Annotated in this window: 17 protein-coding genes; 11 read left to right on the plus strand and 6 right to left on the minus strand. The window is 65.3% G+C overall.

Going from position 1 to position 23,821, the window contains the following annotated elements; translation table 11 throughout:
* The first annotated feature begins 17 nt into the window (after positions 1 to 17).
* The 8 genes from BLS61_RS13735 to BLS61_RS13770 all read left to right on the plus strand — a co-directional run bounded on the left by BLS61_RS13735 (position 18) and on the right by BLS61_RS13770 (position 11,556).
* The gene (locus BLS61_RS13735) at positions 18 to 1,769 is read left to right on the plus strand and encodes a sensor histidine kinase (protein WP_090431710.1); all 1,752 of its coding nucleotides are present in this window, start codon (positions 18 to 20) and stop codon (positions 1,767 to 1,769) included.
* 166 nt (positions 1,770 to 1,935) lie between these two features.
* Entirely contained in the window at positions 1,936 to 3,276 is a 1,341-nt protein-coding gene (locus BLS61_RS13740; RefSeq protein ID WP_090431712.1) for a sigma-54-dependent transcriptional regulator, read from the plus strand.
* A 486-nt stretch (positions 3,277 to 3,762) separates the two neighbouring features.
* Positions 3,763 to 4,716, plus strand: a complete 954-nt coding sequence (locus BLS61_RS13745) for a TAXI family TRAP transporter solute-binding subunit (protein WP_090431714.1) — start codon at positions 3,763 to 3,765, stop codon at positions 4,714 to 4,716.
* Between the two features lie 243 nt (positions 4,717 to 4,959).
* Positions 4,960 to 6,987 carry a TRAP transporter permease gene (locus BLS61_RS13750; RefSeq protein WP_090431716.1) on the plus strand — a complete coding sequence of 676 codons (2,028 nt, stop codon included), beginning with the start codon at positions 4,960 to 4,962 and terminating at the stop codon, positions 6,985 to 6,987.
* Positions 6,984 to 7,391, plus strand: coding sequence for a DUF1850 domain-containing protein (locus tag BLS61_RS13755; protein WP_090431835.1), 408 nt, complete (start codon positions 6,984 to 6,986; stop codon positions 7,389 to 7,391). Before BLS61_RS13750 ends, BLS61_RS13755 begins: the two co-directional genes overlap by 4 nt.
* Positions 7,392 to 7,534: 143 nt before the next feature.
* Positions 7,535 to 8,047, plus strand: a complete 513-nt coding sequence (locus BLS61_RS13760; RefSeq protein WP_090431718.1) for a DUF3617 domain-containing protein — start codon at positions 7,535 to 7,537, stop codon at positions 8,045 to 8,047.
* A gap of 166 nt (positions 8,048 to 8,213) precedes the next feature.
* Positions 8,214 to 10,301, plus strand: a complete 2,088-nt coding sequence (locus BLS61_RS13765; protein ID WP_090431720.1) for a TonB-dependent siderophore receptor — start codon at positions 8,214 to 8,216, stop codon at positions 10,299 to 10,301.
* A 43-nt stretch (positions 10,302 to 10,344) separates the two neighbouring features.
* Positions 10,345 to 11,556 carry a PepSY-associated TM helix domain-containing protein gene (locus BLS61_RS13770; protein WP_090431722.1) on the plus strand — a complete coding sequence of 404 codons (1,212 nt, stop codon included), beginning with the start codon at positions 10,345 to 10,347 and terminating at the stop codon, positions 11,554 to 11,556.
* Here the strand turns inward: BLS61_RS13770 and BLS61_RS13775 are convergent.
* Complete coding sequence (locus tag BLS61_RS13775; RefSeq protein ID WP_090431724.1) at positions 11,539 to 12,270, minus strand: substrate-binding periplasmic protein; 732 nt, start codon at positions 12,268 to 12,270, stop codon at positions 11,539 to 11,541. The genes BLS61_RS13770 and BLS61_RS13775 overlap by 18 nt on opposite strands.
* 124 nt (positions 12,271 to 12,394) lie before the next feature.
* On the minus strand, positions 12,395 to 13,840 hold the full coding sequence (gene cls, locus BLS61_RS13780) for a cardiolipin synthase (RefSeq protein WP_090431726.1): 1,446 nt from the start codon (positions 13,838 to 13,840) through the stop codon (positions 12,395 to 12,397).
* A 281-nt stretch (positions 13,841 to 14,121) separates the two neighbouring features.
* Here cls and BLS61_RS13785 point away from each other — a divergent pair, with 281 nt between their 5' ends.
* Together BLS61_RS13785 and BLS61_RS13790 are read left to right on the plus strand one after the other, a co-directional pair.
* The gene (locus BLS61_RS13785) at positions 14,122 to 15,789 is read left to right on the plus strand and encodes a BCCT family transporter (RefSeq protein WP_090431728.1); all 1,668 of its coding nucleotides are present in this window, start codon (positions 14,122 to 14,124) and stop codon (positions 15,787 to 15,789) included.
* A gap of 189 nt (positions 15,790 to 15,978) precedes the next feature.
* On the plus strand, positions 15,979 to 17,631 hold the full coding sequence (locus tag BLS61_RS13790; RefSeq protein WP_090431730.1) for a BCCT family transporter: 1,653 nt from the start codon (positions 15,979 to 15,981) through the stop codon (positions 17,629 to 17,631).
* Between the two features lie 576 nt (positions 17,632 to 18,207).
* Here the strand turns inward: BLS61_RS13790 and BLS61_RS13795 are convergent.
* Positions 18,208 to 19,596: an L-serine ammonia-lyase gene (locus tag BLS61_RS13795; protein WP_090431732.1), complete on the minus strand. Its 1,389-nt coding sequence runs from the start codon at positions 19,594 to 19,596 to the stop codon at positions 18,208 to 18,210.
* Between the two features lie 144 nt (positions 19,597 to 19,740).
* Here BLS61_RS13795 and BLS61_RS13800 point away from each other — a divergent pair, with 144 nt between their 5' ends.
* Entirely contained in the window at positions 19,741 to 20,643 is a 903-nt protein-coding gene (locus tag BLS61_RS13800) for a LysR family transcriptional regulator (RefSeq protein ID WP_090431734.1), read from the plus strand.
* A gap of 91 nt (positions 20,644 to 20,734) precedes the next feature.
* On the opposite strand, the gene BLS61_RS13805 is transcribed toward BLS61_RS13800, so the two are convergent.
* The 3 genes from BLS61_RS13805 to BLS61_RS13815 all read right to left on the minus strand — a co-directional run bounded on the left by BLS61_RS13805 (position 20,735) and on the right by BLS61_RS13815 (position 23,689).
* Positions 20,735 to 20,896 carry a DUF2986 domain-containing protein gene (locus BLS61_RS13805; protein WP_090431736.1) on the minus strand — a complete coding sequence of 54 codons (162 nt, stop codon included), beginning with the start codon at positions 20,894 to 20,896 and terminating at the stop codon, positions 20,735 to 20,737.
* 169 nt (positions 20,897 to 21,065) lie between these two features.
* Positions 21,066 to 21,773: a 3'-5' exonuclease gene (locus BLS61_RS13810; RefSeq protein WP_090431738.1), complete on the minus strand. Its 708-nt coding sequence runs from the start codon at positions 21,771 to 21,773 to the stop codon at positions 21,066 to 21,068.
* On the minus strand, positions 21,770 to 23,689 hold the full coding sequence (locus BLS61_RS13815) for a DUF294 nucleotidyltransferase-like domain-containing protein (RefSeq protein ID WP_090431740.1): 1,920 nt from the start codon (positions 23,687 to 23,689) through the stop codon (positions 21,770 to 21,772). The genes BLS61_RS13810 and BLS61_RS13815 overlap by 4 nt, the downstream gene beginning before the upstream one ends.
* Positions 23,690 to 23,821: the final 132 nt, after the last annotated feature.

Consider the following 23,821-nt stretch of genomic DNA (forward strand, 5'->3'; position numbering starts at 1 on the left):
GAACCCGCGAGCCGTCCATGCCCCTACCGCAACAGCATCGTTACCGCGTTCTTTTCACCGTGCTGGCGATTCTTGCCGGCCTGCTGGTGAGCCTGTGGCTGGGCGGCCGCTATGCCGAGCGCCGCGCCTGGGACGAGCGCAGCATCGAGGCGCGCGGCCAGCTGCAGCTCTACGCCCAATCCATTCGCACTCTGGTCGAGCGCTTCAGCTCGGTGCCCGAGGTGCTGGCGCTGGATAGCGACATCCGCAGCCTGCTGCGCGCGCCGCATGATCGCCAGCTGCGCCTGGCGCTGAACCTGCGCCTGGAGCGACTCAACGCGGCTGCCGGCTCCACCGTGCTGTACCTGCTCGATAACCATGGCGAGACCCTGGTGGCCAGCAACTGGCGTGACTGGAGCAGCTTCGTCGGCAACAACTACGCCTTCCGCCCCTATTTTCAGGATGCCGTGCGCAATGGTGGCGCGCGCTACTTCGCGGTGGGCGTGACCACCGGCATTCCCGGCTACTTCCTCTCCCACGTGGTGCGGGGCGATGACGGCGAGCTGCTTGGCGTGCTGGTGGTCAAGCTCGAGCTGGAAGACCTGCAGCGCGAATGGCTCGGCCAGCCCGGCGTGCTGCTGGTCGCCGACAGCTACCAGGTGGTGATCCTCAGCAACAAGCCGGCCTGGCGCTTCCGTGCCCTGCAGCCGCTCGACGAGCAGGCCCGTGCCGAACTGGTGGAGGTGCGCCGCTATGCCGAACAGGCGTTGCAGCCGCTGGCCCATCAGGTGCACCGGCAGATCGACGCCGACGCCGACTGGGCGCGCGTCGATGGCCCCGACGGCAATCGCGATTATCTCTGGCAACGTTTGCACATGCCCGAGGAAGGCTGGACCCTGCATCTGCTCAGCGAACCCTCCGGCCTGGCCGACAGCGTGCGCAGCTATCGCCTGGCCGCCGCCGGGATATGGATGACCCTGGCCTTCCTCCTGCTGTTCCTCGCCCAGCGGCGCAAGAACCAGCGCCTGCAGGCCGGCATCCGCGAGCGCCTGGAACGCGAAGTGGAGCTGCGCACCGCCGAGCTGCGCGAAGCCCAGGACGGCCTGGTGCATGCCGCCAAGATGGCCGCGCTGGGGCAGATGTCGGCGGCCCTGGCGCACGAGATCAACCAGCCGCTGACCGCCTTGCAGATGCAGCTCGGCAGCCTGCGCCTGCTGCTCGATAGCGACCGTCCCGAGGCGGTACGCGAGGGCCTGCAGCGCGTCGACAGCCTGCTGCAACGCATGGCGGCGCTGACCGGCCACCTCAAGACCTTCGCCCGCAAGACCCCGGCCGGCCTCAGCGAGCGCCTGTGTCTGGGCGACGTGCTGGAGCAGGCCCTGCAACTGCTGGCGCCGCGCATGCGCAGCGAGCAGGTGGAGTTGCGCACGCAGATCGACGACCACGCCGAAGTGCTCGGCGATGCCATTCGCATCGAACAGGTGATCCTCAACCTGCTGCACAACGCCCTCGATGCCATGGCTGATAGCGAGCCGCGCATCCTGCTGGTACGCATCGCCCGCGACGACGACAGCTGCCTGCTCAGCGTCGAGGACAGCGGTGGCGGCATCGCCGAAGAAACGCTCGGCCGGGTGTTCGAACCCTTCTTCACCACCAAGCCGGTGGGGCAGGGGTTGGGGCTTGGGCTGGCGGTGTCCTACGGTATCGTGCGCGACCTGGGCGGCAGCCTGCAGGCGAGCAATGGCGAGCGCGGGGCCGTCTTCACGATGCGATTGCCGGCGGCGCCGTAGGGCGGGTGGGAGGGCCTCAGTCGCGACAGTGTTTCGCTCGGTGCGCACGGCGCACCCTACGGGCGGGTGCCATGGCGGCTTACGTAGGGTGCGCCGCGCGCACCGGTCGTTCCCCCGGATCGCATTCGTCGGGCTACACTGCCCGCCGTTCTGAAGAGGAGGTGCCATGAGCGCTCAGGTCATAGTGGTCGACGACGAAGCGGCGATTCGCGAAGCGGTGCAGCAGTGGCTGCAGCTGTCCGGTTTCGAGGTGCGTACCTGCGCCAGCGCGGCCGAAGCCCTGGCTGCGGTGGACCGCGACTTCCCCGGCATCATCGTCAGCGATGTGCGCATGCCCGGCAGCGATGGCCTGCAGCTGCTCGAGCGGCTGGTCGAGCTGGACCGCGACCTGCCGGTGATCCTGGTCACCGGCCACGGCGACGTGCCCATGGCGGTGCAGGCGCTGCGCCAGGGCGCCTATGACTTCATCGAGAAACCCTTCACCCCCGAACGCCTGCTCGACAGCGTGCGCCGCGCGCTGGACAAGCGCCGTCTGGTCTGCGAGAACCGTCAGTTGCGCCGGCAGGTGGCCGACAAGGGCCGCATCGAAAGCCAGCTGATCGGCATCTCTCGACCCATGGAAAACCTGCGCCGGCAGATCCTCGAACTGGCCGGCACCTCGGTCAACGTACTGATTCGCGGCGAGACCGGCAGCGGCAAGGAGCGCGTGGCGCGTTGCCTGCACGACTTCAGCCCGCGCGCTGGCAAGGCTTTCGCCGCGCTCAACTGCGCGGCGATTCCCGAGACCATTTTCGAAAGCGAGCTGTTCGGCCACGAGAGTGGCGCCTTCACCGGTGCCCAGGCGCGGCGCATCGGCCGCATCGAGCATGCCGACGGTGGCACCCTGTTCCTCGATGAAGTGGAGAGCCTGCCGCTGGCGCAGCAGGTCAAGCTGCTGCGGGTGCTGCAGGAGAAGACCCTGGAGCGCCTCGGTTCGAACAAGAGCATCCAGGTCGATCTGCGGGTGATCAGCGCGGCCAAGCCGGACCTGCTCGACGAGGCAAGGGCGGGGCGCTTCCGCGAAGACCTGGTGTACCGCCTGAACGTCGCCACCCTGCACATTCCACCGCTGCGCGAGCGTCGCGAGGACATTCCGCTGCTGTTCGAGCATTTCGCCCGCAGTGCCGCCGAGCGTCACGGCCGCGAGGCGCCGCCGCTGGCGCCAAGCGAGCTGGCGCGCCTGCTCGGGCATGACTGGCCGGGCAATGTGCGCGAGCTGATCAACGCCGCCGAGCGTCATGCCCTGGGCCTATCCAGCCCGCCGCCGGCCGAGCGCTTCGCCGGCCAGGCGCTGGCGCAGCAGATGGAGGCCTTCGAAGCGCAGTGCCTGCACAACGCCCTGCTGCAATGCCAGGGCAACATCACCGCGGTGATGGAGATGCTGCAGCTACCGCGCCGCACCCTCAACGAGAAGATGCAGCGCCACGGCCTGGCGCGCGGTGACTACCTGCCCAGCGGCGAGGAATAAAGCACCGCCTGCCGGAGCCGGCTTGATCTGTGGGAGCCCCGCCCCGGGGCGAAGCTTTTATTTTGGGATGGCCGCCATTCGCCGCGAGGCGCGGCTCCTGCAGGGCGCATAACGCGATAAGCGGATTTTTGCCGACTCGGTCACAGATGTAGGCGATTTCCCGCTCAGTGACCCTTGGGTCTTGCAACAAGACCGCTCTAGATCGCGCCTTTCAGCCTCTGGCACGGCATCTGCTATGTCCGTTGTAGCCGCGCGGCAGCCTGCCGACGCGGCGACCATAACAACGACAAGAGGTCAGCCCCATGAACTGCCATGCCCCTCGCGCCATGCCGCACTCGCTGCTTTGCATGGGCCGTCTTCCTACCGCGTTCGCCGCGGCTCTTGTCCAACGCTGCACCCCGCGCTGCTGATCGCGCGACGCCGGCGTCGCCTCGGCGCGTCGAGTGAAACTCTGCATAAAGCCATAACAACGACGGAGATACTTCCATGCGACTGACCAAGAAAATCAGCCTGTTCGCCGCGGCTGCGGCCATCACTGCCAGCACCGCGGTGCTCGCTGCCCCAACCTTCATCAACGTGCTTACCGGTGGCACCAGCGGCGTGTACTACCCGATCGGCGTGGCCCTGTCGCAGCTGTACAGCAACGGCATCGACGGCGCCAAGACCTCGGTGCAGGCGACCAAGGCGTCGGTGGAAAACCTCAACCTGCTCGAAGCCGGCCGTGGCGAGCTGGCCTTCGCCCTCGGCGACTCGGTGGCCGATGCCTGGAACGGCGTGGAAGACGCCGGTTTCAAGGCGCCGCTGAAGAAGATCCGCGCCATCGCCGGCACCTACCCGAACTACATCCAGATCGTTGCCAACGCCGAATCCGGCATCAAGACCCTGGAAGACCTCAAGGGCAAGCGCATCTCCGTCGGCGCGCCGAAGTCCGGCACCGAGCTCAACGCCCGCGCCATCTTCGAAGCCGCCGGTCTGAGCTACAAGGACATGGGCAAGGTCGAGTTCCTGCCTTACGCCGAGTCCGTGGAGCTGATCAAGAACCGCCAGCTGGACGCCACCCTGCAGTCCTCCGGTCTGGGCATGGCCGCCATCCGTGACCTGGCCTCGACCATGAAGATCAGCTTCGTCGCCATCCCGGCCGAAGTGACCGCGAAGATCGACAACGCCGCCTACGAGGCCGCCACCATCCCGGCCGGCACCTACGACGGTCAGGACGCCGACGTGCCCACCGTGGCCATCAACAACATCCTGGTCACTCATGAAGGCGTCTCCGACGAGGTGGCCTACCAGATGACCAAGCTGATGTTCGACAACCTCGAGCGCCTGGGCACCGCCCACTCCGCGGCCAAGGACATCAAGCTGGAAAGCGCCACCAAGAACCTGCCGATCCCGCTGCACCCGGGTGCCGAGCGCTTCTACAAGGAAGCCGGCGCGCTCTGATGCCGTTTCAGGCCGCGACCTGAGTCGCGGCCCGATCGCTCTGCATCCACGCCAACCCTGCTCTTGTAGGAGCGGCTTCAGCCGCGATGTTCGCGAGCAAATCGCGGATAGGTCCGCTCCTTCAGCGCAAAGGCCGGAACGCACAGAGTCCGCAGAATCGCGAATAAAACCGGCGTTCACAGGCGGTAGGTTTTGTTGGCGACTCTGTCACCGCAATCGAAGTAGTCATGAGGTTTGCACTCCATGAGTGAGCAGAATCAGGGCATGGGCGCCAGCCCGTCCGACTGGCCGAAGGCGCTGTTCGCCGTCGCGCTGCTGTTTTCCATCTTCCAGATCGTCACCGCCGCCTTCCACCCGGTATCCACCCAGGTGCTGCGCGCGGTGCACGTCGGCTTCCTGCTGCTGCTGGTGTTCATCAGCTTCCCGGCCTTCGGTACCAGGCGCCCCTGGCAGCCGCTGGCCTGGCTGCTGGGCCTGGCCGGCATGGCCACGGCCATCTACCAGTGGTATTTCGAGGCGGACCTGATCCAGCGTTCCGGTGACATGACCACTGGCGACATGATCATCGGCATCACCCTCATCGTGCTGGTGTTCGAGGCCGCACGCCGGGTCATGGGCATCGCCCTGCCGATCATCTGCGCGCTGTTTCTTGCCTACGGCATGCTCGGCCAGTACCTGCCGGGCGACCTGATGCACCGCGGCTACGGCTTCGACCAGATCGTCAACCAGCTGGCCTTCGGCACCGAAGGTCTGTACGGCACGCCGACCTACGTCTCGGCTACCTACATCTTCCTGTTCATCCTGTTCGGCGCCTTCCTCGAGCAGGCCGGGATGATCAGGCTTTTCACCGACTTCGCCATGGGCCTGTTCGGCCACAAGGTCGGCGGCCCGGCCAAGGTGTCGGTGGTGTCCTCGGCGCTGATGGGCACCATCACCGGCTCCGGCGTGGCCAACGTGGTCACCACCGGGCAGTTCACCATTCCGCTGATGAAGCGTTTCGGCTACCGCCCGGCTTTCGCCGGCGGCGTCGAGGCGACCTCGTCGATGGGCAGCCAGATCATGCCGCCGATCATGGGCGCCGTGGCCTTCATCATGGCCGAGACCATCAACGTGCCGTTCTTCGAGGTGGCCAAGGCCGCGCTAATCCCGGCGCTGCTGTACTTCGGCTCGGTGTTCTGGATGGTCCATCTGGAAGCCAAGCGCGCCAACCTGCGCGGCCTGCCCAAGGACGAATGCCCGAACCCGTGGAAGGCCGTGCGTGAGAGCTGGTTCCTGCTGATCCCGCTGTTCATCCTCATCTACCTGCTGTTCTCCGGGCGTACGCCGCTGTTCTCCGGCACCGTCGGCCTGGCCCTGACCGCCATGGTCATCCTCGGCTCGGCGATCATCCTGCGGGTCTCGTCCAAGGTCATGCGCTTCGCCTTCTGGATCGCCCTGGGCGTGCTCTGCGCCGGATTCTTCCAGCTCGGTATCGGCGTGGTGTTCGGCGTCATCGCGGCGCTGGTGGCGGTGTGCTGGTTCGTCAAGGGCGGCCGTGAAACCCTGACCCTGTGCCTGCACGCGCTGGTCGAAGGTGCGCGCCATGCCGTACCGGTGGGTATCGCCTGTGCCCTGGTCGGCGTGATCATCGGTGTGGTGTCGCTGACCGGGGTGGCCTCCACCTTCGCCGGCTACATCCTCGCCATCGGCCAGGACAACCTGTTCCTGTCGCTGGTGCTGACCATGCTCACCTGCCTGGTGCTGGGCATGGGTATCCCGACCATCCCCAACTACATCATCACCAGCTCGATTGCCGCGCCGGCTTTGCTGGAACTGGGCGTGCCGCTGATCGTCTCGCACATGTTCGTCTTCTACTTCGGCATCATGGCCGACCTCACCCCGCCGGTAGCGCTGGCCTGCTTCGCCGCCGCGCCGATCGCCAAGGAGCGTGGTCTGAAGATCAGCTTCTGGGCGGTGCGCATCGCCATTGCCGGTTTCGTCGTGCCGTTCATGGCGGTGTATTCGCCGGCGCTGATGTTGCAGGGTGACAGCCTGCTGGCGACCTTCTATGTGCTGTTCAAGGCGGCACTGGCCATCGGCATCTGGGGCGTGGTGTTCACCGGCTTCCTGCAGGCCAGGCTGGCCTGGTGGGAGCGCATCCTGGGTCTGGCCGCCGGTGCCAGCCTGATCCTGGCCACGCCGATCAGTGACGAAATCGGCTTTGCCCTCAGCGCCATCTTCATCGCTCAGCACCTGTGGCGCGCCTGTCGCGCCGAGGCAGCGACCGCGTGATCGGCCTGTGCCTGGGGTTGGCCGGCGCGGTGTGGGCAGAGCTGCCCACGCCGGCCTTCACCCTGGCCTGGACCCACACCATAGAGAAGGTGCGCTGGGAAGAGGATTACCGCGTCACCGCCGAGGGCCTGGTGCTCGGCGAGGCGCGGGTCAAGGGTTCCGGCGCCGGAATGGAGATTCCCGACGGCGCCGAACTGCGCAATGGCAGCTGGCACTACCAGCGTCAGCTTCCGCCCTTGCAACCCCTGCGAGTCGGGCGTACGCCCGAAGCCGGGGATTACCAACTGTGTATCGACCAGCGTTGTCGCCCAATGAGCGACTGGCTCGGCCCGCCACAAGCGAGCCAGCCGGCGTTGGAACTCTGGAGCTGCGAGCTGAGCTCCCCCGCGGCCGACGCGGGCTAGGTTCGCCAGAGCGGACCCAGGCTTCCGGCGCCACAAGTGCCGGATCAAAAAAGAAGAGAACCCCCGTGTGGTGTGTGCCCATGGGGGTTTTGTTCATCTGCGGCCTGCTAGGCTTGGCCAACCACCTGCCAAGGAGATTCGCCATGCGCCCCACCTTTCGTTTCGCTCTTCCGCTCGCTCTCTGTCTGTCACCGCTAACGGCCAGCGCCCTGAATATCCAGCCCGGCGTCTGGGAGATCAGCTCGCAAGACATGCAGGTGGGCGGCCAGGCCATGCCCGGCATGCAGGAAATGCTGGCGCAGATGCAGAACCTGCCGCCCGAACAGCGACAGATGATGGAGAGCATGATGGCCGAGCAGGGCCTCAGCCTCGGCGCCGGTGGCGTGCAGATGTGCCTGACCGCCGAGCAGATCAAGGCTCAGGAAATCCCCCTGCACGACGACTCCGACTGCAGCAACGAGTTCCTCGAACGCAGCGCGACGCTGTGGAAGTTCCGCTTCAACTGCCCGGACGCTCAGGGCGAAGGGGAGACGCGCTTCATCAGCGACAAGGAGTTCACTACCCAGGTCAAAGGCACCTACAACGGCCAGCCAAGCAGCATGGAAACCCGTGCACGCTGGGTCGGGTCCGATTGTGGCGCACTGGGAAGGAACTGAGCAGATAACGAGTATGTAAATAATTCGCATTGACTGGGCCGTTCTTCTGCTGCGAGAATTTTGTCGCTAATTATTTGCATTTGCGATTCGCAGATGCCTGCCAGTGAGGCCAACAGCTGCGAAGGGACTATCGGCGGCTATCGACAGCGCATCAGGAGAATGTCCCTTGTTCAGCAGAAAAACCCGCCTGGCCGTGGCGATCGCGGCCGCCTGCAGTTTCCATCATGCCGCGGCCGCCGAGCAGCAGCTCGAACTGGATGCCCAGACCGTCGTTGGCAGCACTGCAGCGAACGAGGTCGACAGTTACAAATCCACGCCCAGCAGCGCTGCGACCAAGCTCGACCTGACCCCAAGGCAGACTCCGCAGGCGATTTCCACCCTGAGCGGCGCCCAGCTGCGCGACTTCAAGCTCACCAGCGTCAACGATGCGCTCAAGGCCGTGCCGGGCGTGCAGGTGCAGGAGGTCGAAACCGATCGCACCTACTACACCGCCCGCGGCTTCGACATCACCAACTTCCAGTACGACGGCATCGCCGTGCCCTTCGTCTATGGCAACGTCGAGGGTGATCTGGATACCGCCATGTACGAGCGCGTGGAGGTGATTCGCGGCGCCAACGGCCTGATGTCGGGCACCGGCAACCCCTCGGCGACCGTCAACTTCGTGCGCAAGCGGCCAACCCTGGCACCGCAGGCGCGCGTCGACCTGACCGCCGGTTCATGGGACAAGCGCCGTATCGACACCGACGTATCCGGCGCGCTGACCGATGCCGGCAACATCCGCGGCCGCGTGGTGTACGCCAACGAAAACAAGAACTCCTACCTCGACCGCTACTCGCGCGAGAAGAACGTCTTCCACGGGGTGCTGGAGTTCGATCTGGACGACCGCACCCTCTTCACCCTCGGCCACACCCTGCAGACCAGTGATGCCAACTCGCCGATGTGGGGTGCGCTGCCGCTGAACTACAGCGACGGTTCGAAGACCGACTATTCCCGCTCGACCAGCACGTCCTCCGATTGGGCCTATTGGGACGTCAAGGAAAACCGCACCTTTGCCGAGCTGGCGCACACCTTCGACAACGGTTGGCAAGCCAAGACCGTACTGACGCGAGTGGAAAAGAAGGGCGATGGCTCGTTGTTCTATATGTACGGTACGCCGGATCGCAATACCGGCCTCGGCCTGTTCAGCTATCCCTCCGAGTACAAGGACGAGAACAAGCAGCTGATCATCGATGTGCAGGCCAGCGGCCCGTTCAGCCTGGCGGGCCGTCAGCATGAAGCCGCGCTGGGGGCCAGTTGGTCGCGCTCGGAGCTGAACGATATCTCCTATTACGACTCCACCACTGGCACTGCCCTGCCGCCGCTGGAGCAGTGGCATGGCAACATCGGCAAACCGCTGAACGACCGGCCTACCAACGGCAGCGATTTCACCGACCGCATGAAGAGCATGTACGGCGCCGCGCGCTGGAGCTTGACCGACAAGCTGAGCCTGATCACCGGCACGCGTGTCGTCGACGTGAAAAGTGACGGTACCAATTACGGTGTCGCGAAGACCTCGAAGAACAGCGGCAAGGTGGTGCCCTATGCGGGCGTGGTCTACGACATCACCGATCAGTATTCGGTCTACGCCAGCTATACCGAGATCTTCGATCCGCAGACCAAAACCAATGCTGCAGGCTCGCGCCTGGCGCCGGTAGAGGGCGTGAACTACGAAGTGGGCATCAAGGGCGAACTGTTCGACGACAAGGTCAACGTGGCGCTGGCGGTATTCCGCACCGAGCAGGACAACTTCGCCGAACAGGCAGGCAGCATCGGTGGCCGCGCCTATTACCGCGCGGTCGAGGGGCTGACCAGCGAAGGCTACGAAATCGAGATTTCCGGCCAGCCCATTCAGGGGCTGGAGCTGAATGCGGGCTACACCTTCGTCGACATCACCAATGCCGACGGCTCGCATGGGGTCACCTACTCGCCCAAGCACATGGTCAAGACCGCCGCGACCTATCGGATTCCGGCACTGGACAAGCTCAAGGTTGGCGCCGCCGTACGTTGGCAGGACGATATCCACAACGGCATCGCCGAGCAGGACGCCTACGCCGTGGTCGACCTGATGGCCAGCTACGACATCGACCCCAACTGGAGCGTGTCGGCCAACCTCAACAACCTCACCGACGAGAAGTACCTGAACAGCCTGTACTGGACACAGGCCTATTACGGTGCCCCACGTAACGTCAGCGCCACCCTGACCTGGAAATACTGACTGCCTGGGCCGCCCGCACGGGCGGCCTCGACGAGAGAATTCGATGCGTCCGATTCTGGTTTTGCTGCACCGCTGGTGCGGCCTGTTCATCGCCCTGTTCCTGTTCACCGCCGGCTTGACCGGCGCTGTCATTTCCTGGGATCACGAACTGGACGAATGGCTCAACCCGCACCTGTTCGATGCGCAAACCGAAGGGCAGGCGCAGGACCCGCTGCAACTGGTGGACGCCCTGGAAGCGCGCGATCCGCGCCTGCAGGTGAGCTTCATGTCGCTGGCGCTGGAACCCGGCCATGCGCTGGGCATCTTCGTCGATCCGCGTATCGATCCAGCCACCGGCAAGGCCTTCGAGCTCGGCTTCAACCAGCTCGGCATCGACCCGGTCACTGGCGACATCCAGGGCCAGCGCGAATGGGGGGCTATCTCCCTGAGCCGGGCGAACCTGCTGCCGTTTCTCTACAAGCTGCACTACAGCCTGCATATCCCGGACGGCTTCGGTATCGAGCTGGGCGTGCTGTTTTTCGGCATCGTCGCCATCGTCTGGTGCCTCGATTGCCTGGTGGCGCTGTGGCTGTCGTTTCCCAACTTGCGCAGCTGGCGCAAGTCGTTCGCCTTTCGCTGGAGCCAGGGCGGCTACAAGCTGAATTTCGACCTGCATCGCTCAGGTGGCGTGTGGATCTGGCTGTTGCTGCTGGTGCTGGCCGTGACCTCGGTGTCGATGAACCTCGAACGCCAGGTGGTGCGCCCGCTGGTGGAGCTGTTCTCGCCGCTGACACCCAGTCCCTTCGCCAGCCGCACGCCGGTGACCCTGGATAAGCAGATCGTGCCGCTGATCGACCGCCGCCAGGCCATCGCCGTGGCCGATGCCGAGGCGCGGCGGCTGGGCTGGGACGCGCCTCCTGGCGGGCTGTTCCATTCGGCCGAGTTCGGCGTGTATGGCGTCGGCTTCTACGAGCCGGGCGACGATCACGGCGATGCCGGGCTGGGCAACCCCTGGATCTACGTCGACAGTCAGACCGGCGAACTAGCCGGCGCGCATGTGCCGGGCACCGGCAGTGCCGGGGATATCTTCCTGCAGGCACAGTTCCCGCTGCACTCGGGGCGCATCATCGGCCTGCCGGGACGTATCCTGGTGTCGTTGCTCGGTTTGGCCGTTGCGGGCCTGTCCGTGACGGGTGTGGTGATCTGGGCGAAGAAGCGCCGTTCGCGCCTGCTCGCCGAGCAGCGCCTGCGCGGCGTTTCACAGGCCATGACGTAAACGAAGCGTCGTGACCAGCTCGGCGCGCTGTTCGAGGAAACGGTCGAAGGCCTCGATCAGCTCGGGATGGCGGATGCTCGACAGGTAGTAGTGATCCTCGACGTGCGCGAGCTGCGGGTCGAACACTAGGGCGTCCGGCGCCAGGCGCATCTGGCGCAGCTGATGGGTGACCACGCGGGGGTTGAGGTACACCGCATCGACCCGGTCGCTGGCGGCCATCATCAGCAGTGATTCGATCTGGTTGGCCTGGATCAGCTTGATGTGCCCGGCCTGGATCTCTGCCAGATATGGCCAGGGGGTGAAGCCGTTCTGCGTGCCGAGCAAGGCGATGCGCTGCTTGCCCTGGCCGAGATACTGCGGCTTGACCAGCACGCCATCGATGTAGGGGGCTGCCGGCCGGCTGTAGCGCACCGCATGGCCGGCCTTCTGATCAGCGTTCCACTGAGGGTGGTCGGGAAACTTCAGATCGACCCGGCCAGCGAGAAAATCACTGAGCAGGCGCCTGACCGGCAGCGGCGTATAGACGAACTGGTAGCCGTATTCGGCGGCGAAGGCATCCAGCAGCTCGCGGGCGTAGCCGCGGTACTCGCCGCCCTGTACATCCGAGTAAGGCTGATAGGGCTGTAGTTCGACGCCGACGCGAATCTCTTCCTGCGCCACGGCGGGCAGAACGAACAGGCACAGACTGAGCAGCAGGGCAGGGCGTGTTTTCATGTCAGGCAGGGTCTCGCTGACGGCTAACAGCGGCTCGCTTCGGTAACCATAGCCGTGCCTTCGGGCCCGTTCAAAGTTTTCCGTGCGGACCCGGGGCAGGCTAAACCAGGCGCCGTGCGTGACATCAGAGAATCGGCGAGATCAGCCGTGCCACGCGCATGCCCAGTTGCTGCAGGCGATGCAGGTTGTGCCGGTCGGCATTGGCCAGTTCGCGCGAGCGGCTGAAGTCCTCTTCCAGCATGTTCGCCACCTGGGCGTTGAAGGACTCGTCGAAGGTCAGCAGGCTGGCCTCGAAATTCAGGCGGAAGGAGCGGTTGTCCAGGTTGGCGCTGCCCAGCAGGCAGGCGTCGTGATCGATCAGCAGGGCCTTCTGGTGGAGGAAGCCCGGCTGGTAGCGGAAGATGCGCACGCCGGCGCGCAGCGCCTCGAAGGCATACAGGCTGGAGGCGGCGTAGACGATGCGGTGGTCGGGGCGCGCCGGTAGCAGCAGGCGCACGTCCACGCCGCGCATCACCGCCAGGCGCAGGGCGGCGAACAGTGCCTCGTCGGGCACGAAGTAGGGGCTGCTCAGCCAGACCCGTTCGCGCGCCGCGTGAATCGCTTCGACGAACAGCAGCGAGCAGGTTTCCTGCGGGTCCGCCGGGCCGCTGGCGATCACCTGGCAGAGTAGGCCGGGGTCGTCCTGTTTGCTCGGCATCAGCAGCGGCGGCAGCTTGCGGCAGGCCCAGTACCAGTCTTCGGCGAAGGCTTCCTGCAGGCTTGCCACCACCGGCCCGCGTACTTCCACATGGGTGTCGCGCCAGGGCGCCAGGGGTGGCTTCTGGCCGAGGTATTCGACGCCGACGTTGAGCCCGCCGAGAAAGCCGATTTCGCCGTCGACCACGACGATCTTGCGGTGGTTGCGGAAATTCAGCTGGAAGCGATTGAACAGTCCGGCGCGCGTGGGGAAGGCGTGCACCTGCGCGCCGCCGCGGCGCAGGCTGTCGATATAGGCGCGCGGCAGCGCATGACTGCCGACGCCGTCATACAGCACGTGTACCTGCACGCCTGCGGCGGCGCGCTCCAGCAGCACGTCGCGCAGGCGCCGGCCGAGGGCGTCGTCACGGATGATGAAGAACTGCAGCAGGATCACCTGCTGCGCGCTGGCCAGGGCTTTGAGGATCGCCTCGAAGGTGGCCTCGCCGTCGATCAGCAGATCGACGCGGTTGCCGGTCACGCCCGGCAGGTGCGACAGGCGCGGCAGCGCCCGCAGGCGATCGTAAGCCGGTGATAGATGCGCGGCCTTGGCTTCCTCGACCCAGGGGCGCCAGTCCTGTGCGGCCATGGCGTGGCGCATTTCCCTGTCGGCCTGGCGCCGCGCCCTGACGTAGGCATCGAAACGGCTGCGGCCGAATACCAGGTAGGGCAGCAGCGTCAGGTAGGGCATGAAGAACAGCGACAGACCCCAGGCCAGCGCGCCCTGGGCCGTGCGCACGGTGAGCACGGCGTGGATCGCCGCCAGTACGCCGAGGGCGTGAACGGTGGCGATCAGGTAGGCGAACAGGTGGGGAATGCCGAAGTCCGCGGGCATGCAGGGTCTTCCTTTGCACTGGTTGTGTGCAGCTGACCGTGGGTGTTGCGCAGCGTTCGCCGCCATCCTGCCACGGCCATGCCGCGAATGGCAGTGCCGGGCAAATTGCCAGCTGTCAGGGAATTATTCGGGGCTTTCACGTGTCTTGGTTTCCGAATGAACGGAATTCATGTGTTAGCCTTTCCGGTTCGACCCCTGTCCGGTCGATCTCAATTGGAGGAGGGCAACCGTCCTGTTCACGCTCGTTCAGCGAGTCAAACGCATCAAGGAGAACGCCAACCATGGGAAACGTCCCTTCGCATGACACGACACCGCCATCCGCAGCGGAAACCAACGAAGGCATCCCGGCACCGACCGGCGAGGCCAACCTGATCGATACCGATTACGTCATCGGCCAGGACAACATTCAGGGCAAGTTCATCTTCGCCCTCGACATTCACGGCAAGGTCTTCACCATTTCCGCGCTGGTCGCGGTGATCTTCGTAGTACTCGCCCTGGCGCTGCAGAACCAGATCGAGCCGCTGTTCAGCGGCCTGCGCGACTGGCTCACCCATCACATGGCCTGGTTCTTCATCGGCGCCGCCAACGTCTTCGTTCTGCTCTGCCTCGGGCTGATCGTTTCGCCGCTGGGCAAGGTGCGCATCGGCGGGATGGAGGCCACGCCCGATTACACCTACCTGGGCTGGTTCTCCATGCTGTTCGCCGCCGGCATGGGGATCGGCCTGATGTTCTACGGCGTGTCCGAGCCGATGTCGCACTACAGCGCGGCGCTGGGCGGCATCAGTGTCGGTGAGGACGGCGTACGCACCGACTGGGCGCCGCTCGGCGGCGCCGCCGGCAACACCGAGGAGGCAGTGCGCCTGGGCATGGCGGCGACCATCTTCCACTGGGGCCTGCACCCCTGGGCGATCTACGCCATCGTCGCCCTGGCGCTGGCGCTGTTCTCCTTCAACAAGGGCCTGCCGCTGTCGATCCGCTCGATCTTCTATCCGATTCTCGGTGAGCGCGTATGGGGCTGGCCGGGTCATGTGGTCGACATTCTTGCGGTGTTCGCCACCCTGTTCGGCCTGGTCACCTCGCTGGGCCTCGGCGCCGAGCAGGCGGCCGCGGGTGTGGAATATCTGTTCGGCATCCCCGCCACGGATACCACCAAGGTACTGCTGATCGTCGCCATCACGCTGATCGCCCTGGCTTCGGTAGTGGCCGGTCTCGACAAGGGGGTCAAGCGTCTATCGGAGATCAACATGGGCCTGGCCATGGCCCTGCTGCTGTTCGTCATCATCGCCGGGCCGACCCTGGCCATCTTTACCGGCTTCTTCAAGAACCTCGGCGCCTACCTGCAGTACCTGCCGGCACTGGCCAACCCGGTCGGGCGCGAGGACACCAACTTCAGCCAGGGCTGGACCGCCTTCTACTGGGCCTGGTGGATCAGCTGGTCGCCGTTCGTGGGCATGTTCATCGCCCGCGTCAGCCGTGGCCGCAGCGTGCGCGAATTCCTCATCGCCGTGCTGCTGGTGCCGTCGCTGGTCTCGGTGCTGTGGATGACCGCCTTCGGTGGTACCGCCATCAACCAGCTGCTGGTGGATGGCTTCACCGGGGCGCAGGATGCCGGCCTGGAGCTGAAGCTGTTCAGCATGCTCGGCGAGATGCCGCTGACGGCCATCACCTCGTTCATCGGCATCGTGCTGGTGGTGGTGTTCTTCATCACCTCGTCGGACTCCGGCTCGCTGGTGATCGACACCATCACCGCCGGCGGCAAGGTCAACGCGCCGGTACCGCAGCGCATGTTCTGGGCCAGCATCGAAGGCGTGATCGCCATCGCCCTGCTGCTCGGCGGCGGCCTGGTGGCGCTGCAGGCGATGGCCGTGTCCACCGGTCTGCCGTTCACCATCGTGCTGCTGGTGGGCTGCATCGCCATCGTCAAGGGGCTGATGAGCGAGCCGCGCTGACTCACCCGGTTCGCCACTGACGAGAGCGCGCCCGTGGGCGCGCTTTTGCATTTCTGGGGCAGTCGTTAATGGGAAAGCCTGCGGCGTTTGCGCAGAGCAGGCCCGATTTTCCTTCTGATAGCGTCAGCTCCGCGTATGGCAGCGGTCGTCGCCGCATTGCTCGCGAATAGAAAAAGAAGGAGCAGCCCCTTGAGCCAAGGCCCCGTATCCCGCAAGAACGATTCATCAGCAGACGGTATTCCCGCGCCCAGCGGCGCGGTCAATCTCATCGACACCGACTATGTGGTTGGCCAGGACAACATCCGTGGCCGTTATCTGGTCAATCTCGATATCCACGGCGTGGTCTTCCTGATATCGGCCGCAACCGCCTTCATTTTTGTCGCGCTGGCGCTGGCCATGCACGATCAGGTGGAACCGCTGTTCAAGGCCGTGCGCGACTGGCTGACCGTGCACCTGTCCTGGTTCTTCATCGGTTCGGCCAACATCTTCGTACTGCTTTGCCTCGGCCTGATCGTCTCGCCGCTGGGCAAGGTGCGTCTCGGCGGCACCCTGGCCCGCCCCGATTATTCCTACTTCTCCTGGTTCGCCATGCTGTTCGCCGCAGGCATGGGCATCGGCCTGATGTTCTACGGCGTCGCCGAACCCATGTCGCACTACGGCACCGCACTGGGCGGTACGGCGGTGGATGCCAACGGCCTGCGTACCGACTGGGCGCCACTGGGCGGCGCCGCCGGCGACTCTGCCGAAGCCGCTCGCCTGAGCATGGCCACCACCATCTTCCACTGGGGCCTGCACCCCTGGGCGATCTACGCCATCGTCGCCCTGGCGCTGGGCCTGTTCGCCTTCAACAAGGGTCTGCCGCTGTCGTTCCGCTCGATCTTCTTCCCGCTGCTCGGTGAGCGCGTGTGGGGCTGGCCGGGCCACATCATCGACATCCTGGCGGTATTCGCCACCCTGTTCGGTCTGGTCACCTCGCTGGGCCTGGGCGCCGAGCAGGCCACTGCCGGCCTGAATGCGCTGTTCGGCCTGCCGGCCGACACCACCACCAAGGTGCTGCTGATCACCGTGATCACCCTGATCGCGCTGTGCTCGGTCCTGACCGGCGTGGACAAGGGGGTGAAGATCCTTTCCGAAGTGAACATGGGCCTGGCCCTCGCGCTGTTGCTGTTCGTGCTGCTCGCCGGTCCCACTGCGCTGCTGCTGACCGGTGTGCTGGACAACCTCGGCGCCTACCTGCAATACCTGCCGGCCCTGGCCAACCCGGTGGGCCGTGAAGATGCCAACTTCAGCCAGGGCTGGACCGCCTTCTACTGGGCCTGGTGGATCAGCTGGTCGCCGTTCGTGGGCATGTTCATCGCTCGTGTCAGCCGCGGCCGTACCGTGCGTGAATTCCTCACCGCCGTGCTGCTGGTGCCCTCGCTGGTCTCGGTAATCTGGATGAGCACCTTTGGCGGCACCGCGCTGCACCAGGCTCTGGGTGGTCTGACCGAACTGAGCCAGGCCGCGCTGGAACTGAAGATGTTCGTCATGCTCGACCAGCTGCCGATCAGCGCCATCAGCTCCTTCGCCGCCATCGTGCTGGTGGTGCTGTTCTTCATCACCTCGTCGGACTCCGGCTCGCTGGTGATCGACACCATCACCGCAGGCGGCAAGATCAACTCGCCGGTTTCGCAGAAGGTGTTCTGGGTGGTCATGGAAGGCGCGCTGGCCGTGGCCCTGCTGCTGGGCGGCGGCCTGGTGGCGTTGCAGGCCATGGCGGTGTCCACCGGCCTGCCATTCACCATCGTGCTGCTGGTTGGCTGCATTGCCATCGTCAAGGGCCTGTGCAGCGAGCCGCGCTGAACCTGACGCCAGCTGTCCAGAGGAACGTTCAGCCCCTGTAGGCACCAGGCGGTCCCTGAACACGAAGCCCCTATCAGTCGATAGGGGCTTCGTTGTTTATGGCTGAGGCAAATGCAATTGATCGGCGCAGCAGAGACCGATTTCCGCCATTCAGGTTTGGGTTGGTCCCGATCTGCCTCGACGCTAATGCCAGTCGGTTAAGGCTGTACGCGTTTAGCTCCCCCTCTCCCGTTTACGGGAAAGGGGGCTGGGGAGAGGGCCGAAATACCTCTAAAAGCGTCATACCCCTCTCTGAACGTGGCCTGCCCTGACCAGAGAGGGGACTGATCGTAGCCAGTCGGCGCTTAGCTGATCGGCATTAGCCCCTTCGCCCCTTTTTGAAAAGTTGAGGTGGGCCGGCTTTTGATCCCGGTAAGTTTCAACTGCCCGCCTTCACAGGGCATGAGGAAAAACAGGCGTCTACGCGACCTGTGTGGCCACCGATTCAGGCCGTGAGTTGCTCTTGGCGACAGGCGTGCGCCTGTACAAACGAAAACGCCCCGGATCGACCGGGGCGTTTTCAGGGCAGGCCGGGCATCAGCACTCGATGATGTTCACCGCCAGGCCACCGCGTGCGGTTTCCTTGTACTTGGTCAGCATGTCGGCGCCGGTCTCGCGCATGGTCTTGATCACCTTGTCCAGGCTCACGTAGTGCGCGCCATCGCCGTACAGCGCCATGCGCGCGGCGTTGATGGCCTTGACCGAGGCGATGGCGTTGCGCTCGATGCAGGGGATCTGCACCAGGCCGCCGACCGGGTCGCAGGTCAGGCCCAGGTGATGCTCCATGCCGATCTCGGCGGCGTTCTCGACCTGCTCCGGGGTGCCGCCGAGTACCGCGCACAGCGCACCGGCGGCCATCGAGCAGGCCACGCCGACCTCGCCCTGGCAGCCCACTTCGGCGCCGCTGATCGAGGCGTTTTCCTTGTACAGGATGCCGATGGCACCGGCGGTGAGCAGGAAGTCGATCACGCCGCGCTCGCTGGCGCCGGAAATGGCGTTGGCGTAGTAATGCAGCACGGCCGGGATGATGCCGGCGGCGCCGTTGGTCGGTGCGGTGACCACGCGACCACCGGCAGCGTTCTCCTCGTTCACCGCCAGCGCCCAGAGGTTGACCCAGTCGAGCATGCGCAGCGGGTCATCGAGGTAGCTGCGCTGGAAGCCGCCCAGCTTGCGCGCCAGGATCGCCGCGCGACGGCGCACCTTGAAGCCGCCGGGCAGGATGCCTTCGGTGCGGCAGCCGCGCTCGACGCAGGCCTGCATCACCTTCCAGATTTCCAGCAGCCCGGTATCGGTCTCTTCGTCGCTGCGCCAGTGGCGCTCGTTGCGACGCATCACCTCGGCGATGCCGATACCGTGCTCGCGGGTCAGCTTGAGCAGATCGGCACCGCTGCGAAATGGCAACGGCAGGGACGTCGCATCCGGGGCGATGATCTTCTGCTTGCTGCCATCGGCCAGCACCGCCTCGCTGACCACGAAGCCGCCGCCGACCGAGTAGTAGGTGGCCTCGTGCACCTGGATGCCGGCGGCATCGAAGGCGGCGAAGCGCAGGCCGTTGGCGTGCAGCGGCAGCGCCTTGCGGAACATCTTCAGGTCGGTCTTCTCGTCGAAGGCGACGGCGTGCTTGCCGGCCAGGACGATGCGCTTCTCGCGCCGAATGGTCTCGATGTAGACCGGCACCTGATCGACGTTGACGGTATCCGGCTCATGGCCGCTGAGGCCGAGCAGCACGGCCTTGTCACTGCCATGGCCCTTGCCGGTGGCGCCCAGCGAGCCATACAGCTCGGCGGCGACGCGGGTCACCTGCGGCATGTGGCCGTGGTTCTCCAGGGCGTGGGTGAACAGCGCGGCCGCGCGCATCGGGCCGACGGTATGGGAACTGGAGGGGCCTATGCCGACTTTGAACAGATCGAAAACGCTGATAGCCATGACGGAGTTCTTCTGGTCGATTGAGTGGACACGCGCCCGGTTACGCGCGTGTGGATGTCCCTATCTAAGAACGGTCATATCATTATGTATACTGATTTATTTTTAATGTATTCATTAGCGACCCTTAACTATTGAGATCGCGCCATGGACCTCACCCGCCTGCGCACCCTGCGTGAACTGGCTCGCTGCCGCACCATGGCGGCGGCTGCCGAGTCGCTGCACCTGACGCCCTCGGCCGTATCGCAGCAGGTCGCCCAGCTCGAACGCGAAGTCGACGTGGCGCTGATCGAGCGACGCGGGCGCGGCGTGGTGCTGACCCCGGCGGGCGAGCGCCTGGTGGCACATGCCGAGCGCATCCTCATGGTGCTCGACGAGGCGCGCTCGGAACTGGCGCTGCTGCGCGGGGAAATCGCCGGCGAGCTGCGTGTGGCCGCCTTCCCCTCGATCGCCGTGGCGCTGATCGCGGAAACCGTGCGCGCCCTGCGCAGCGCCTACCCGCGGCTGAACGTGGTGGTGCTGGACCTGGAACCGCAGGAAAGCCTCAGCGCCCTGGGCGCCTGGCAGATCGACGTGGCGGTGATCGACGACCTGGCCGTGACCCCGGACGAGAACCGCGAGCACTACGCCCTGATTCCCCTGACCCAGGACCTGCTGCACGTGCTGCTGCCCGTCGACCATGCCCTGGCCAGGCGCGACAGCCTGACCGTCGCCGACCTGCGCGACGAAGCCTGGGCGCTGGATTCCAGCGGCAGCTCCTTCGGCGAATTCATCACCAACCTGTGCCGCCGCTCGGGCTTTGCACCGCGCATCAACGCCCACTGCGCCGGCTTCGAGATGGTCGCGGCCATGGTCGCCTCGGGCAACTCCATCTCCATCGTCTCCGGCCTGCGCCTGGTGCGCCCGCTGCCCGGCGTCACCGCCGTGCCATTGCGACCGGATATCCAGCGCGGCGTGTTCCTCGCCTACCGCAAGGGCGAGCGCGATCATCCGGCGGTCAACGTGTTTCTCGACGAGGCGATCTATACGGCAGACAGGGTGCTGGGTTAGCCCGCTCATGTGGGAGGGGCTTTAGCCGCGATGCTCTTGGCGTTTCGATGCTGCCCACGCTCATCGTGGGCATCATCCGTCTATCCGACTTTTACTCCACGGGCGCGAGAGGCTCTTGAGCCGCTTCAGCCTCCAGCTTCGCCCTGTCCGCTTTGCTGATGTACTTGGGTTTGTTGCTTTTGGGCGCAAGCTTGGCGTTGGCCTTCTTGGCGTGGGCTTCGAGCAGTTGCTTGATCTTTTTGCGGCGATTCATGGTTGTGAGTCTGCTTTGTCCTGAATTGATGATCCTCACGCGGCGCCCGCAGGATGGGTACCGCTATGCTCAACCACCCCCCTCGTTACTTAATGCCCGGCTTGCAACGCGGCATTGGAAAGCAAAAGCTTCGCGGCTAAAGCCGCTCCTACAACGTGGGCGGTTGGTTTCAGCTCCACAGCGCCCCAACCGGTGTATGCGCCGGGTAGTGCGTCGCCGCCTGTGCCTGCAGCAGTTCACCACAAGCCAGGGCGTCGGTCAGCGCATGGTGCGCGGAGTAGATCGGCAGGCCGTAGCGCTGGCGGCTGTCGGCCAGGCGGATGGATAACGGGCGGCGGCCGCGCAGGCGGTCCCACCAGCTGATGCCGCGCTTGGGATGCAGGCGCGCTTCCAGCTCCATGGTGTCGATGATCGGGAAGCTCAGCCCTTCACCCAGGTGCTGGCGCAGCGCCTGGTCGAGGAAGTTGCGTTCGATCTTGCGGTAGTGCGCCACCACCACCTTGCCGGCCAGGGCTTCGAGCAGTTCATCCAGTACATGGGCCAGGCGCGGGGCGTGGCGGATGTCGGAGTGGGTGATGTGGTGGAAGGTGACCGATTCGGCGCTCAGCTCGCTGGTGGGTTTGACCACCCAGTAGCGCGCTTCGCTGCAGCGGATGCGCTGCAGGTTCAGCGGCACCAGGCCGAGGCTGACGATGGCATGTTGGCGCGGGTCGAGGCCGGTGGTTTCCACATCCAGCGCCACCAGCGGCACCTCCGCCAGCGGCGTATCGGCAGCGATGCAGCCGGCGCCGTAATAGGCGCGCAGGCGCGGGTCACGGCTGCTGGCCGCCAGCTCGGCGAACAGTCGTGGCCAGTCGCGCAGCTGATGGTCGCTCATTGCGGACGAGCCATCGGCTGCGCCGGATAGCGAAAGCGCAGGAATTTCTGGGCGTTGCTCACCACCTGAAAGGCTTCCTTGAGGTGGTGACGTTCGCTGGAGCTGAACTTCTCCGGCTCGACGTAGTTGTCCGGCGGGTTGCCGGCCTCGACCTCACGGGCCTGGTGGCGGATGCGCACCAGGCTGAGGAACTCGAAGGCATAGCGCAGGTGTTCCAGCGCCTCCTTGGGCAGCAGCTTGGTGGCGGCGATGGCGTCGAGGCGCTCCAGCGAGTTCTGCGCCTTGGAGCCGCAGGCCAGGGCATGCACACGGATCAGGTCGGTGAGTGGCGCAGTGCCGCGGCCCTTGAGGTTGATGATGTTCTTCTGGCGGCCGTCGGTCTCCATGACGAAGGTACGGAAGAAACCCAGCGGCGGCGTTCGATTAAGTGCGTTGCGTGCCAGCGCCGCGAGGAAGGCCGGGGTGGCGCTGGCCTTTTCCGCCAGCAGCTCCTTGAGGTTTTCCACCAGGGCGGTATTGCCGTATACGCCATCGAGGTCGAAGAAGATGCTGCTGTTGAGCAGCGTCTCCGGGTTCGGCTGCTCGATCCACTGGCTGAAGTAGCCGCGCCAGACTTTCAGCGGCTGGCGCCATTTCGGGTTGCTGGCCATGATGCCGCCCTTGCAGTAGGCATAGCCGCAGGCCGACAGGCCGTTGCTGACGAACTGCGCCAGTTCGGCAAAGTAGGCATCGTGCCGGTCGGGGTCGAAGCTGTCGTCCAGTACCAGGGCATTGTCCTGGTCGGTGAGCAGCAGTTGCTCGTCACGTGCCATCGAGCCGGCGATCATGAAGCAGTAGGGCACCGGCGGGGGGCCGAGCTTTTCCTCGGCGAGTACCAGCAGGCGGCGGGTGAAGGCGCGGCCGATGCTGCTCATGGCACGGCCGACCATGTGTGCGCTGGCATCGTCGGCGACCATGCGTACGAAGGTCGCGTGCAGGTCCGGCAGCAGGCTCTTGAGGCCTTCCACCGAGTTCTGGTTGAAGATGCTGTTGACCAGGTACAGGCTGCTGCGCGACTCGTAGCGAATCACGTCGGCCAGCGAGATCATGCCGACCGGGCGCCGCCGCTGCAGCACGGGCAGGTGGTGAATGTTGTTGCGCAGCATGCACAGCATGGCCTCGAACACCGACTCGTCGGCCTGCACGGTGACCGGGCCGGGGGTCATCACCTGGCTGACCGGCGTATCGCCTGGCAAGCCTTCGGCCAGCACGCGGGTGCGCAGGTCGCGATCGGTAAGGATGCCGGCCATCACCTGGTTCTGCTGATCGGCCACCTGCACCTGCGCCGGATTGGGCCAGCGCCGCTCGGGGTTGACGATGATCACCGACGATACGCTCTGCTCGCTCATCACCTTCGCCACCTGCTGCACGGGCATGTCCAGCGGGACGCTGACCGGCGAGCGGCTGATCAGCTTGCGCACCCTGATCTTCATCAGCTCGCTGGCTTTGCCGTGGCTGTCTTCCAGGGCCGACTTGAGCCGCGACTGGCCTTCGGCCTCGACGAAGTCGGCGAAGCTGTCGAACTGGTCGCACAGTTGTTGAAACAGCGGGCCGGGGATGAAGTAGATCAGGCTGTCTTCCAGCGCCCTGGCGCCCAGGCGTACCTTGTTGCCACGCAGCAGGCCGGCCTGGCCGAAGATATCGCCTTCGGTCAGGCGGTTGTGCAGCTCGCCTCCGCGGCGGTGGATTTCCACCGCGCCGCTGCGCACGTAGTGCAGTTCGTGGATCGGCGCGCCGGAGGCGAGTATCTCGCTGCCGGCCTTGAAGTAGCCGACCTGCACCTGGCGGGCAATCTCGTCGAGTGTCTGTTCCGGGAGGTTGTCGAAGGGGGCGAAGCGATTCAGGTGATCGCGGATCTCGATCAGCTCGATCTGCATGGGGGGCCTCGCTGGCAGGCTGGCACTAGAGGATACGGGCATAACCACGGGATGTCCCCCGGGGCGTCGCGATGAGGACAGTGGGGGTCACAACTGGCCAAACAAGCGGCGCTTGGCCCCCGGGCCTAGGCA

It is taken from the genome of Ectopseudomonas guguanensis (genome assembly GCF_900104265.1).
GTDB lineage: Bacteria > Pseudomonadota > Gammaproteobacteria > Pseudomonadales > Pseudomonadaceae > Aquipseudomonas > Aquipseudomonas guguanensis.

What these genes read in the sequence shown, in the direction of transcription:
- BLS61_RS13735 (WP_090431710.1), top strand. Translation starts at nt 18, where the DNA reads ATGCCCCTACCGCAACAGCATCGTTACCGCGTTCTTTTCACCGTGCTG.
- BLS61_RS13740 (WP_090431712.1), top strand. Translation starts at nt 1,936, where the DNA reads ATGAGCGCTCAGGTCATAGTGGTCGACGACGAAGCGGCGATTCGCGAA.
- BLS61_RS13745 (WP_090431714.1), top strand. Translation starts at nt 3,763, where the DNA reads ATGCGACTGACCAAGAAAATCAGCCTGTTCGCCGCGGCTGCGGCCATC.
- BLS61_RS13750 (WP_090431716.1), top strand. Translation starts at nt 4,960, where the DNA reads ATGAGTGAGCAGAATCAGGGCATGGGCGCCAGCCCGTCCGACTGGCCG.
- BLS61_RS13760 (WP_090431718.1), top strand. Translation starts at nt 7,535, where the DNA reads ATGCGCCCCACCTTTCGTTTCGCTCTTCCGCTCGCTCTCTGTCTGTCA.
- BLS61_RS13770 (WP_090431722.1), top strand. Translation starts at nt 10,345, where the DNA reads ATGCGTCCGATTCTGGTTTTGCTGCACCGCTGGTGCGGCCTGTTCATC.
- BLS61_RS13775 (WP_090431724.1), bottom strand. Translation starts at nt 12,270, where the DNA reads ATGAAAACACGCCCTGCCCTGCTGCTCAGTCTGTGCCTGTTCGTTCTG.
- cls (WP_090431726.1), bottom strand. Translation starts at nt 13,840, where the DNA reads ATGCCCGCGGACTTCGGCATTCCCCACCTGTTCGCCTACCTGATCGCC.
- BLS61_RS13785 (WP_090431728.1), top strand. Translation starts at nt 14,122, where the DNA reads ATGGGAAACGTCCCTTCGCATGACACGACACCGCCATCCGCAGCGGAA.
- BLS61_RS13795 (WP_090431732.1), bottom strand. Translation starts at nt 19,596, where the DNA reads ATGGCTATCAGCGTTTTCGATCTGTTCAAAGTCGGCATAGGCCCCTCC.
- BLS61_RS13800 (WP_090431734.1), top strand. Translation starts at nt 19,741, where the DNA reads ATGGACCTCACCCGCCTGCGCACCCTGCGTGAACTGGCTCGCTGCCGC.
- BLS61_RS13805 (WP_090431736.1), bottom strand. Translation starts at nt 20,896, where the DNA reads ATGAATCGCCGCAAAAAGATCAAGCAACTGCTCGAAGCCCACGCCAAG.
- BLS61_RS13810 (WP_090431738.1), bottom strand. Translation starts at nt 21,773, where the DNA reads ATGAGCGACCATCAGCTGCGCGACTGGCCACGACTGTTCGCCGAGCTG.
- BLS61_RS13815 (WP_090431740.1), bottom strand. Translation starts at nt 23,689, where the DNA reads ATGCAGATCGAGCTGATCGAGATCCGCGATCACCTGAATCGCTTCGCC.